This is a genomic window from Colwellia sp. 75C3 (assembly GCF_002836255.1).
In the GTDB taxonomy this organism is placed as follows: Bacteria; Pseudomonadota; Gammaproteobacteria; order Enterobacterales; family Alteromonadaceae; genus Colwellia.
On sequence record NZ_PJAU01000040.1, the window covers coordinates 1 to 12,739 of the forward strand.

Consider the following 12,739-nt stretch of genomic DNA (forward strand, 5'->3'; position numbering starts at 1 on the left):
GCCGTTTAATTCTCGCTAAGTGGTCAATTAATTAATGTACTTGGTATAATAAGGAAAGAACGTGTTAAAAGGCATTCATCATGTGGCAATTATTTGCTCCGATTATAATAGGTCCAAAGACTTTTATACCCGGATTTTGGGTTTAAAAGTTATCGCTGAAAATTATAGAGCAGCGCGTGATTCATTTAAATTAGATTTAGCGCTACCTGATGGCACTCAAATTGAGCTGTTTTCTTTTGTCGCTTCCCCTGAAAGGCCTAGTTTTCCAGAAGCTCAAGGGCTTAGGCATTTAGCTTTTAATGTTGAAAGCGTAGAGAAGGTTTGCCAATACTTGGTAGACCTTGGTGTTGACGTTGAACCAATTAGAGTCGATGAGTATACCGGTAAACAGTTTACCTTCTTTAGTGATCCAGATGGTTTACCTTTAGAGTTATATCAACAAAGCTAATACAAAAAAACACGTATGAATAATATTTATTTATACGTTGAATTTATCGTAGGGATAAAATAGAAAAGGGAAACAAAATGACATTTCAAGAAATTATCGATTTTTGGTTTACAGACATAGAACCTGCTCGTTGGTGGATTAAAGATACTTCGTTTGATAATGATATTACCAATAAATTTCTACAAGTACATGAAGCAGCAAGACAATGTGAATTAGTGCATTGGCGTGAAACAGCCTCAGGCCGATTGGCCGAAATCATTGTATTGGATCAATTTTCTCGGAATATGTATCGAGATACCCCACAAGCATTCGCTTATGATGGTATCGCTTTAGCACTAGCACAAGAGGCTATTGCATTGGGCGAAGATAAAAAACTTAGCCCAATCGAGAAAAGCTTTTTGTATATGCCTTTTATGCACAGTGAATCATTAGTCATCCACGAACAAGCGGTAATACTTTATAAAGCTAATGGCATAGCTAACAACCTTGATTTTGAACTCAAACATCAAGAGATTATTGAACGCTTTGGTCGTTATCCACACCGTAACCTTATCTTAAGCCGTGAATCAACTGCGGAAGAAGTTGCATTTTTAAGTCAGCCTAATTCTTCTTTCTAATATTTAAATTATCGAATATTCATTTACTTACTTACTTTGTTTTATTTAGTTTAACTTAACCTGTTAATAGGACTTATTTTGTACCAATTATACTATTATCCACTGAATGCAAGCATGGCCCCTCATATGATACTTGAAGCACTTCAAGTTGATTACCGTTTAATTAAAGTTGATAAAGAAAACCAAGGGCAAAAGGCGGCAGAGTATTTAGCACTAAATCCTGCTGGTAGGATACCGACTTTAGTTAAAGGGGAGTTTGTTCTGTTTGAAAGCGCAGCAATTTGTCTTCACCTTGCTGATATGCACCCAAGTATGCAATTAATTCCATCCGTAGGAGATGTGAATAGGCCCTTGTTTTATCAATGGATGATGTATCTAACTAATACGTTACAAGCTGAGTTAATGGTCTATTTTTATCCAGAAAAACATTGTCACAGTGCTGATACTTCAACAGAGATTATTAATGCACAACAAGTTCTTATTGAACAATCACTGTCATTATTAAATGATCAAATAGAAAAAAATGAACAATCAGGACAAGCTTACTTACTTGGTAACAAAATCACTGCCTGCGATTATTTTTTATTTATGTTGCTGATATGGGCAGATGAAATAGAAAATCCACCTTTGAGTTTTCCTCATTTAACCCGTTATTTAAAACGTTTAGTAAAACAACCAGCAATAATCACTGTGTGTGAAAAAGAAAAGTTAAGTCTTGCTGATTATCAAGAATAGTATTCTGTAAGGATAAAATATAACTAAAAAATTGATCTCTTCTCTTACTAGCATGGCTATATCTAGTTGGGGAAGTGCTTGATCAAACACCAATCATTTTATGAGCTTTATTGTTTAATGCTCACTTCTGTATGCTCAAACTTACTCGGTCATAAAAGTTTACACTAAACGCAACATCAAAAGATTAATTGTCGACAATAATACTTAAGTCTACTTGAGTTATTCGAAAAATCAGATATTATTGATTTATATTATTATCTTTGTCGACAATATCACTTCGTTCTATAAGTACACTTAACGTACATATTTAGATTTAAACGAGACATTATGCTTTTACAAAACCCAACAAAACAAGCGGCAGTTACCACGGCTGATAAGGTCTTTGAGCAACTTCAACATGCCATTGTTGAAGGTGAGATGGCTGCGGGTAGCAAAATCAGTGAGCCTGAACTTGCCAAACGTTATGAAATAAGCCGCTCGACTTTACGTGAAGCGTTAAACCGTCTTGAAAAATGTCATTTGATAGAACGCAAAGCCAATATTGGCTCACGCGTAGTTGATTGCACCATTGAAGGATTACTTGAGTTATACATTACTCGAGAAGCACTCGAAGGTATGGCGTGTCGACAAGCTGCATTAAATATGACTGATGAAGAAATCGGGCACATGCAAAGTATGTTAGCTCAACATGCCGGTGATAAAGCATTGCAAGATGGCGTGGCTTATTATCAGGAAGAAGGTGACGTTGATTTTCACTACAAGGTAATCCTGGGTAGTCATAATCAACAATTGATCAACCTTATTTGTGGTCAGTTATATCATTTAGTACGCATGTATCGTTGTCAGTTTGGTATGCATAGTCCAAGAGCTACGCGTGCTTTTACCGAACACTCAAACATTATCCAAGCGATCAGCGATCGAGATGGAGAATTAGCCGAGTTATTAATGCGCCGCCATATTGCGGCATCACGAAAAAATATTGAAAATAAAATAGCGTTGCAAAAAGCAGCTCAACATTCTGAGGAGATCTAAGATGTCAGTAAATGAATCAGCAAAAAGACTTTCACCGGGTAAAAAATTTCGATTGGCCCTAGAAAATAATAAACCTTTGCAAGTAGTGGGTACCATAAACGCTTATTGCGCCATGATGGCTGAACAACTTGGCCACCAAGCTATTTATTTATCAGGTGGTGGGGTTGCTAATGCCTCTTACGGTTTACCCGATTTAGGTATGACATCACTTAATGATGTTATTGCTGACGTACAAAGAATTACTGGCGCTTCAAGTTTACCTTTACTGGTAGATATTGATACCGGTTGGGGTGGGGCGTTTAATATTGCCAAAACCATTCGTGATATGGAAAAAGCCGGTGCAGCAGCAGTTCATTTGGAAGATCAAGTCGCACAAAAACCTTGTGGACACCGCCCGAATAAAGAAATTGTATCAACAGAAGAAATGGTTGACCGTATCAAAGCTGCTGTAGATGCACGTATTGACCCTGATTTTTTCATCATGGCACGAACTGATGCTTTTGCTCAAGAAGGTATCGAAGCAGCTCTTGAACGTGCCAAAGCTTATGTTGCAGCGGGCGCTGACGGTATTTTTGCAGAAGCGGTAAAAACTGAAGAACATTACCGTGCATTTACTCAAGCATTAGATGTTCCTGTATTAGCGAACATTACTGAATTTGGACAAACAGAGCTTTGGAATAAAGAGCAATTAGGTGAGTGGGGCTGTGCAATGGTGCTTTACCCTTTATCAGCATTTCGTGCGATGAATAAAGCGGCTGAGTCTGTTTATAAAACCCTATTAAATGATGGCGACCAAAAAGCGGAAATAGATAACATGCAAACGCGCATGGATTTATATGACTATCTTGGTTACCACGACTATGAGCAAAAGTTAGATGGGCTTTTCTCTGAAGGTAAGAATAAGTAATAACCCGCTATTTTACTGACCAATAGAGTGAATATAAAAACCAATCGGTCAGTAAAATAAATATAAAAAATTGTTATACATATTATTAAATGAGGAAAGCATAATGACCGAAACAACAGCAGAGAAAAGTGTCGCTAGCAAACCAGCAAATACAGCAGGGTTACGTGGACAAAGTGCAGGTGAAACAGCCCTGTGTACCGTAGGAAAGTCAGGTTCAGGTTTAACTTATTGTGGTTATGATGTTGCAGATCTTGCTGAAAATTCAACGTTTGAAGAAGTAGCATACCTGCTTTTTAACGGTGAATTACCAAACCAAGCGCAATTAGATTCATATAAGTCAGCATTAAAATCAATGCGTGACTTACCTGCAGCGGTAAAAGCGGTATTAAAGCTTATCCCTAAAGATACTCACCCTATGGATGTCATGCGTACGGGTTGTTCTGTTTTAGGAAATATTGAACCTGAAAATGACTTCTCAGAGCAAAACCAAGCCGCAAACCGTTTGTTAGCCGCTTTCCCTGCAATTATGTGTTATTGGTATAAGTATTCACATGAAGGTGTTGAAATTGACTGTATGACTGATGAAGATTCATTAGGTGGACACTTCTTACGTTTATTAAACCAAGAAGAGCCTTCTGAGCAACATAAGCGTGTAATGGATGTTTCATTAATCTTGTACGCAGAACATGAGTTTAATGCATCAACCTTTACTGCTCGTGTTTGTGCATCAACCTTGTCAGATATGTTCTCTTGTATCACCGGTGCTATTGGTACGTTACGTGGTCCACTTCATGGTGGTGCTAATGAAGCAGCAATGGACATGATTGAAAAGTTCTCGTCACCTGCAGATGCGAAAGAACAAATGGCTGGCATGTTAGCGCGTAAAGAAAAAATAATGGGTTTTGGTCATGCAATTTACCGCACGTCAGATCCTCGTAATACCGTCATCAAAGCATGGTCTGAGAAATTAGCGGCTGAGAATGGCAATACGTCGTTATATGACATTTCAGTAGCATGTGAAGAGTTCATGTGGGATACCAAGAAGTTATTCTGTAATGCTGATTTTTTCCATGCGTCTACTTATAACTATATGGGTATTCCAACTAAATTGTTCACACCTATCTTTGTCTGTTCACGTTTAACCGGTTGGGCAGCCCATGTAATGGAGCAGCGCTCGAACAACCGCATAATCAGACCGAGTGCAGACTACACCGGCAGCGAGCCACGTAAGGTTTCTCTTATCTCTGAGAGGTAGGCGAGACTTGGTATTTGCTCTGATTTCGTCGTTGGAACTCAACTCGCATAGTAAACTATGCGTCGTATCGTCCGCCTTGAAATCAAAGCAACTTCCGTCGTCTAGATTCGATTTACATAAAGGTATTTGCTCTGGTTTCGTCGTTGGAGATCAACTCGCATAGTAAACTATGCGTCGTATCGTCCGCCTTGAACTCTAAGCAACTTCCGTCGTCTTGATTCGATTTATATAAAGGTATTTTTTCTGTGTTGAATTAATGTCTTTATTTTTAGTTATTGTTTATTAGAAATGTTTCCTGGATTAACTTATGAATTACCAATACCGAAAACCGTTACCTGGCTATAAAGAGAAGGGCGCGACGATAGATTTTTTTGATACGCGTGAAGCGATCGAAACCATCAAACCAGGCGCTTACGCTAAATTACCTTACACTTCACGCGTACTTGCTGAGCAATTAGTACGTAAATGTGATCCTGAGACCCTTACCGATTCGTTAAAACAAATTATTGAGGTTAAGCAAGAACTTGATTTTCCTTGGTATCCAGCTCGTGTGGTTTGTCATGATATTTTGGGTCAAACCGCCTTAGTTGATTTAGCGGGTCTTCGTGACGCTATTGCTGAACAAGGTGGCGATCCATCAAAAGTAAACCCAGTTGTGCCTACACAGCTTATTGTCGATCATTCATTAGCTGTTGAAGCACCGGGATTTGATCCTGAGGCCTTTGATAAAAACCGTGCCATTGAAGACCGTCGTAATGAACAACGTTTTCATTTCATTGAATGGACTAAAACAGCATTTAAAAACGTTGATGTTATCCCTGCTGGTAACGGCATCATGCATCAAATCAATTTAGAGAAAATGTCGCCGGTTATTCAAGCGCGTGATGGTGTTGCTTTCCCTGATACCTGTGTTGGTACTGACAGTCATACACCGCATATTGATGCATTAGGTGTTATTGCTATTGGTGTCGGTGGTTTAGAAGCTGAAACTGTTATGCTGGGTCGTCCATCGATGATGCGCTTACCTGATATTATTGGTGTTAAGTTAACCGGTAAACGCCAACCGGGTATTACTGCTACCGATATGGTCTTAGCGATCACAGAGTTCTTACGTAATCAAAAAGTTGTATCGGCTTATTTAGAGTTCTTCGGTGAAGGCACTAAAGGTTTAACCATTGGTGATCGAGCCACTATATCAAACATGACACCAGAATATGGTGCGTCTGCAGGTATGTTCTACATTGATGAACAAACCATTGATTACTTGAAAATTACTGGTCGTGAACCCGAGCAAGTTAAATTAGTTGAAACGTATGCGAAACACACCGGCCTTTGGGCAGATGATTTGGTTGAAGCACAATATCCACGTGTTATCGAATTTGATTTATCAACGGTGGGTCGTAACTTAGCCGGACCTTCTAATCCGCATCGTCGTTTAGCAACAGCTGATTTAGTATCTAAAGATATTGCTAAAAATTTAGCTGCTTGTAAAGAAGATGAGGCTAATGGCTTAATGCCAGATGGCGCAGTAATTATTGCCGCTATTACCTCTTGTACGAACACATCTAACCCACGTAACGTTGTTGCTGCAGGTTTGGTGGCTAAACGCGCTAACGAATTAGGTTTAGTACGTAAACCTTGGGTTAAATCGTCATTTGCACCGGGTTCAAAAGTAGCCAAACTTTATTTAGAAGAAGCAGGCCTTTTATCTGAAATGGAAAAATTAGGCTTTGGTATCGTCGGTTATGCGTGTACAACGTGTAACGGTATGTCGGGTGCGTTAGATCCTAAAATACAGCAAGAGATTATTGACCGTGATTTATACTCAACAGCAGTATTATCAGGTAACCGTAACTTTGATGGTCGTATTCATCCACACGCAAAACAAGCCTTCTTAGCGTCACCGCCATTAGTTGTTGCGTATGCTATTGCCGGTACTATGCGTTTTGATATTGAACGAGATAGTTTAGGTCAAGATCAACAGGGCAACGACATTACCTTGAAAGATATTTGGCCATCAGATGAAGAAATAGATGCAATCGTTGCTTCATGTGTTAAGCCTGAGCAATTCAAGAAAATTTACACGCCAATGTTTGATTTAGGTGCGTTTGAGCCTGCTGAAAGCCCGTTATACGATTGGGATCCTAAGAGTACTTATATCCGTCGACCTCCCTATTGGGAAGGTGCTTTGGCAGGTGTTCGTACCATGAAGGGCATGCGTCCGTTAGCTGTGTTAGGTGACAACATCACAACCGACCATTTATCACCATCAAATGCGATTCAGCTAAATAGTGCTTCAGGTGCTTACCTTGAAAAAATGGGTTTACCCGTAGAAGATTTTAATTCATACGCAACGCATCGTGGCGATCATGAAACTACGCAACGAGCAACATTCGCTAACCCGAAATTGTTTAATGAAATGTGTCGTGATGAAAATGGCGAAGTTAAACAAGGTTCATTAGCACGTATCGAACCTGAAGGGACTGAGTCTCGCATGTGGGAAGCTATCGAAACTTACATGGAACGTAAACAGCCATTAATCATCATCGCTGGTGCAGATTACGGTCAAGGTTCATCACGTGATTGGGCTGCAAAAGGTGTGCGTTTAGCGGGTGTAGAAGTGATTGTTTCACAAGGTTTTGAACGTATTCACCGAACTAACCTAGTTGGTATGGGCGTTTTACCGCTTGAATTTACTAATAGCGAAACACGCCATACTTACAATATTGATGGTAGCGAAACTTATGATGTAGTGGGTACTACATCACCAGGCGCAGCTATGACTGTTGTGATGACACGCGCAAACGGTGAAGTAATTGAAATTCCAGTGAAGTGTCGTTTAGATACTGCGGAAGAAGTCACCGTTTACGATGGCGGTGGTGTCCTACAGAAATTTGCCACTGATTTCTTGGAGTCTAATGCCTAAACGTTTATTTTTGATGATAGCTTCGTTGGACGTGCTCATGTGTAGGCACACATTCCGCGCGACCGCCTTGCTCTCATATAAAAATAATTCGTTTAATCATCAAGCTCGAGTGTAATTATATAATTGAAAGCAGCAACTTAGAGCACTAATTTGCTGCTTTTTTATAGAAAAAATAAAAGGATAATGTGATGTCTCAAATTCCTCAAAGTCATAAACCTCAAATTAAAGTACCAGCTACTTATATGCGTGGCGGTACCTCTAAAGGTGTATTTTTTAATTTAACCGATTTGCCTGAAAGTTGTCAGCAAGCGGGCAGTGCCCGTGATAATTTGTTATTACGCGTCATTGGTAGCCCAGATCCTTACGGCAAACAAACTGATGGTATGGGCGGGGCAACGTCATCAACCAGTAAAACGGTTATATTAGCAAAGTCAGCACAAATCGATCATGATGTTGATTATTTATTTGGTCAAGTGGCCATTGATAAAGCGTTTGTTGATTGGTCGGGTAATTGCGGTAACTTAACGGCTGCGGTGGGCTCTTTTGCCATTAGTTCAGGTTTAGTCAGTGCAGATAGAATACCTGAAAATGGACTTTGTGAAGTGCGAATTTGGCAGAAAAACATCAGTAAGACAATTATTGCTCATGTGCCTATGACCAACGGTGAAGTACAAGAAACCGGTGATTTTGAACTTGATGGCGTGACTTTTCCTGCGGCTGAAGTGCAAGTTGATTTTGTTGCACCCGTAGACCCATCTGAGGCAATGTTCCCTACAGGTAATTTGGTTGATGACCTTGTTGTACCTGATATTGGCACTTTTAAAGCGACCATGATCATGGCAGGTATTCCAACCATTTTCTTAAATGCAGATGATATAGGCTATACAGGAACTGAGCTACAAGAAGTTATTAATGGCGATGAAAAAGCATTAGCACGGTTTGAAACCATTCGTGCTTATGGCGCAGTTAAAATGGGCTTGATTACTGATATTTCTGAAGCTGAATCTCGCCAACATACTCCAAAAGTTGCTTTTGTTGCACCAGCACAAGATTACATAACATCTAGTGGAAAAAATGTTATTGCTGGAGAAATCGATTTACACGTACGTGCACTGTCAATGGGTAAGTTGCACCATGCGATGATGGGAACTGCTGCGGTAGCTATTGGCACTGCTGCGGCTATTCCTGGCACACTGGTAAATTTAGCCGCGGGCTCAGGAGAACGGAGCGCGGTAACTTTTGGTCACCCATCAGGTACGTTAAAGGTTGGTGCACAAGCTGAATGTATTAGTGATAATTGGACAGTGAAAAAAGTAAGTATGAGCCGAAGTGCTCGAGTCTTAATGGAAGGTTGGGTGAGGGTACCAGAACTCTCTGAATAACAATAAAATTAAATAGATAACAGTTTGATAACTAATACCAAATTGATTAAGTTCTTTCCCACTCAGCGAGAATTAAAAGGCTTAGAGGCAAGGCATTGATTGAAGAGAATGGTTATTCCCTTGTCAAAATCAATAACGCTGCATAAAAGCCTTTTAAACTCGCCCTTGGGAGCTCATTGCTAAACTGATAACATCACAAAATTAATGAAATATAGAATAACTATGTTTAACAAATTTTGTTTATTCTAAGCTCATCAATGAAGCTCTGAGTAGGGAAGAAATTTAATCAAATTGGTATAAGCTATCAAAACACGAAAAGCGCAGATTACTCTGCGCTTTTTTATTACTTTACTTTTATATTATCCTATTCGCTTAGAACTTAAATTCAGCGCCAGCGTAGTAGAATGCACCATTAAATCCAAAAGGTGCTGAGCGACGTGAATAAGTAAACACACCAGGGCTGCTTACTACAACGTTACCATTAGCATCTTCTATTGTTCCTGAACGTGAATTACCTATGGTATTTTCATCCGGGTAAACATCAAACAAGTTATTGCCACCGACGTTAAATGATAAATTCTCAGTAACTTGATAGTTGATACGTAAATCTGTCAATACTTCAGCGCCGTAGGTTTGTCGGCCACCATCAGTAACGGTATATTCACCATAACGGTTAAAGGCTAAATTAATACTCAAATCGCCTAGAGTATAAAAACCACTCAAGCTGATACGGTCTTGTGGTTGCCACTCTTCAATAATTGAAATCGCTTGCTCAGAGAAAACATCGCTAGGATCAACACCACCCAGTGCACTACCTGTCGGTGTATAAATACTTACAACGTCTGTCTCAGTAAAGTTGGCTGCAGCAGTTAAGTTAAAGTCACCACCTAATAGCTCTGTATTCCATGTAGCAATGATATCAATACCTGTGGTTTCAGTATCTGCACCATTCAGGAAGAACTGACCAGCACCGGCGCCTGAGGCGATTAATGCTGCATCTAAAGCAGGAGACAAACCCTTCTCTAGTGAGTTACTTAATACGATACGATCTTCAATATCTATTGAATACCAATCGATAGTTAAGTTAATGTTATCTGTGACATTAATCACGGTACCTAAACTAAAGTTAGTTGCTTCTTCTTCTTTTAATTCAGGAATACCTATTGCTTTCGCTAGGTTTGAATCATTGCGGAAGGTACCAACTTGCACAGCAATTTGATCGCCACCAGGGTTGTTCGGATCATTTTGGAACTGAGTACTAATGTTATCCGTGTATAGTTGTTGCATTGATGGAGCACGGAAACCTGTACTCATAGCACCACGAATGGCGATAGCTTCAGTGATTGACCAATTAGCGGCTAGCTTGAAATTAGTACTATCACCAAAACCTTGGTAATCATCATAACGAACCGCGCCGCTAACAATTAGGTCTTCAGTCACTTCAGTTTCAGCATCAACATAAAAGGAGATAACATCACGGCTTTCATCTACCGCTTGCATAGGTGCTGTACCACCAAAACCTTGAGAGCCTGCAGAACGGTCATCGGCGTATAAGCTATTGCCTTGTGCGTCGGTATCATAGTCACGATAAGAATATTCATCACCCGCAGTGACTATAAACTGATCTGTTCGTATCTCAGCGCCCATGGCTAATGAAAACAAATCATAGTCTTGCGTATAATCAAGGTTTAATGTTTGCAACGACAGTTCTAACCCGTAAGCGGCAGCTTGGCGTGGAATCGAGGCTCTAATTTCATCAGCAGTTAAGCCCGAGCTATAACGTAATGAGTTAGCATAAGAGGAGTTAATAGTATCACTGGTGACATAATCAATATTGTTTTGGCCATAGGTATAAGAAAAATCTAATGACGAGCCATCTGAAAATTGTGTTTGGTAACCAAAGTTATAAGAAATATCTTGTATGTCGGTATTTATTTTTGGTAAAAATCCGGCAGGGATAGTTGCATCTCCATCTTGTAGGGGAGCATTACCACCATTGTTATTGTTATGACGGAAAAATGCAGCAGACTCATTATCTCGATTTGAATAAGTAAGGAAACCGTACAATTCACCATCGCCTAATTCATAGCCGGTATTAATGGTTAAGCCAAATTGGCTTGAATCAGCATCACCAATTCTAAAGGTTGATCGGCTAGCGGTCGCTTCTCGAGCATCGCCTACTAATAAATTACCATTAGTTAACTCAGTACATCCTGAGAATTGACATGAGCCATGTAAACCAGCGCGATTAGTATATCCACGGTCTCTAAAATTTAAGGTAGTGTTTAAGTAACCATTATCTCCTAAGCTAAACCCCTTAGTAATGTCTACATTGGTCGTTTCACCGTCACCTTCTGAATACTCACCATAAGATAGTGCGACTTTACCACCTTCACTGGCATCATTAAGCACAATATTAATGACACCTGCAATAGCGTCTGAGCCATATTGTGCTGCTGCACCATCTCGCAATACTTCGATGCGTTTAATCGATGCTGCCGGGATAGCATTCATATCAGTACCCGCGGTACCTCGACCAACTGATGTGTTGATATGAATTAAACTGGCTTGGTGTCGACGTCGACCATTAATCAATACTAATGTTTGATCTGGTCCTAGGCCTCTTAGTGTTGCTGGACGTAAAGCATCGCTACCATCACTAATAGATGAACTAGAGAAGTTAAATGATGGCGCGATAGCTTGAAGCATACGACCCACTTCTGTTTGGCCAGTATTGGCTAATGCTTCAGCTGATAAAATATCTACCGGCACAGGTAAATCTTCAGCAGAGCGACCAGCAACGCGGCTACCAATAATTGCTATTTTTTCTACTTCACTTTCTTGTACTTGAGCTGCTTCTTGAGCTAATGCTGTTTGACTGGCTGCCCCGAGTAAAAGTGGGATTAGCGCGGCGTTCATGCTTTTATGTTTCATTGTTATATCTCTCTTATTATGTGAATCAACTTGAATGCTCAGTTGACCAGAGATATTAATAACAGCGATTAGACCCGAACCATTTAGTAGTTTTTGTAGGCCAGAGTTAACAGGATAATAACCTTTTAATGCATTTGCTTGATGTTGCTTGGTCAAATCAAATGAAAATATAATCGTTTGATTGGCCTTTTGGGCAAATGCAATTAAGGCTTTATCAGCTCGTTGTTTATTAATATCAAAGCGAATAAAATCTTCAGCATTGGCATGGTTTGTTGTTAATAGCATCACCACTAGGGTGAACGTTGCTAACAAATCATGACTAACCAAGATTTGACTCAGACGAAATTGCTTTCGCCAACTGTGCAATATTAATAAACAGCTAAGCAGGGGAAATCCTCTATTTTATTTTTAATTTTTATTATTTTGTTTCATCTGTAATTAAATAGCCAGTAATAAATACTGGCTATTTGTCGAATAAATAAAGGTATAGGTACGGGCTTAAA

The 12,739-nt window shown here is 39.7% G+C and carries 9 protein-coding genes; 8 read left to right on the forward strand and 1 reads right to left on the reverse strand.

Annotated elements, in window-relative coordinates; translation table 11 throughout:
* Window positions 1-61 precede the first annotated feature (61 nt).
* The 8 genes from gloA2 (at window position 62) to prpF (ending at window position 9,302) form a co-directional block, all read left to right on the forward strand.
* Entirely contained in the window at window positions 62-448 is a 387-nt protein-coding gene (gene gloA2, locus CXF85_RS09000) for an SMU1112c/YaeR family gloxylase I-like metalloprotein (protein ID WP_101228203.1), read from the forward strand.
* Window positions 449-525: 77 nt separating this feature from the next.
* Complete coding sequence (locus CXF85_RS09005; RefSeq protein WP_101228204.1) at window positions 526-1,065, forward strand: DUF924 family protein; 540 nt, start codon at window positions 526-528, stop codon at window positions 1,063-1,065.
* Window positions 1,066-1,143: 78 nt separating this feature from the next.
* Window positions 1,144-1,800 (forward strand): glutathione S-transferase family protein, encoded by a 657-nt coding sequence (locus tag CXF85_RS09010; RefSeq protein ID WP_101228205.1) that lies wholly within the window; start codon window positions 1,144-1,146, stop codon window positions 1,798-1,800.
* Between the two features lie 327 nt (window positions 1,801-2,127).
* Complete coding sequence (locus tag CXF85_RS09015; RefSeq protein ID WP_101228206.1) at window positions 2,128-2,832, forward strand: GntR family transcriptional regulator; 705 nt, start codon at window positions 2,128-2,130, stop codon at window positions 2,830-2,832.
* 1 nt (window position 2,833) lies between these two features.
* Window positions 2,834-3,739 (forward strand): methylisocitrate lyase, encoded by a 906-nt coding sequence (prpB, locus tag CXF85_RS09020; protein ID WP_101228207.1) that lies wholly within the window; start codon window positions 2,834-2,836, stop codon window positions 3,737-3,739.
* A 103-nt stretch (window positions 3,740-3,842) separates the two neighbouring features.
* A complete protein-coding gene (gene prpC, locus CXF85_RS09025) occupies window positions 3,843-4,994 on the forward strand; it encodes a bifunctional 2-methylcitrate synthase/citrate synthase (protein ID WP_101228208.1) in 1,152 nt (383 codons plus the stop codon).
* 307 nt (window positions 4,995-5,301) lie between these two features.
* On the forward strand, window positions 5,302-7,920 hold the full coding sequence (gene acnD / locus CXF85_RS09030) for a Fe/S-dependent 2-methylisocitrate dehydratase AcnD (RefSeq protein WP_101228209.1): 2,619 nt from the start codon (window positions 5,302-5,304) through the stop codon (window positions 7,918-7,920).
* Window positions 7,921-8,108: 188 nt separating this feature from the next.
* Complete coding sequence (prpF, locus tag CXF85_RS09035; RefSeq protein WP_101228210.1) at window positions 8,109-9,302, forward strand: 2-methylaconitate cis-trans isomerase PrpF; 1,194 nt, start codon at window positions 8,109-8,111, stop codon at window positions 9,300-9,302.
* A gap of 372 nt (window positions 9,303-9,674) precedes the next feature.
* Here the strand turns inward: prpF and CXF85_RS09040 are convergent, their stop codons facing one another.
* A complete protein-coding gene (locus CXF85_RS09040) occupies window positions 9,675-12,521 on the reverse strand; it encodes a TonB-dependent receptor (RefSeq protein WP_101228225.1) in 2,847 nt (948 codons plus the stop codon).
* Between the last annotated feature and the right edge of the window lie 218 nt (window positions 12,522-12,739).

What these genes read in the sequence shown, in the direction of transcription:
- CXF85_RS09040 (WP_101228225.1), bottom strand. Translation starts at nt 12,521, where the DNA reads ATGCTATTAACAACAAACCATGCCAATGCTGAAGATTTTATTCGCTTT.
- prpC (WP_101228208.1), top strand. Translation starts at nt 3,843, where the DNA reads ATGACCGAAACAACAGCAGAGAAAAGTGTCGCTAGCAAACCAGCAAAT.
- prpB (WP_101228207.1), top strand. Translation starts at nt 2,834, where the DNA reads ATGTCAGTAAATGAATCAGCAAAAAGACTTTCACCGGGTAAAAAATTT.
- acnD (WP_101228209.1), top strand. Translation starts at nt 5,302, where the DNA reads ATGAATTACCAATACCGAAAACCGTTACCTGGCTATAAAGAGAAGGGC.
- CXF85_RS09005 (WP_101228204.1), top strand. Translation starts at nt 526, where the DNA reads ATGACATTTCAAGAAATTATCGATTTTTGGTTTACAGACATAGAACCT.
- prpF (WP_101228210.1), top strand. Translation starts at nt 8,109, where the DNA reads ATGTCTCAAATTCCTCAAAGTCATAAACCTCAAATTAAAGTACCAGCT.
- CXF85_RS09015 (WP_101228206.1), top strand. Translation starts at nt 2,128, where the DNA reads ATGCTTTTACAAAACCCAACAAAACAAGCGGCAGTTACCACGGCTGAT.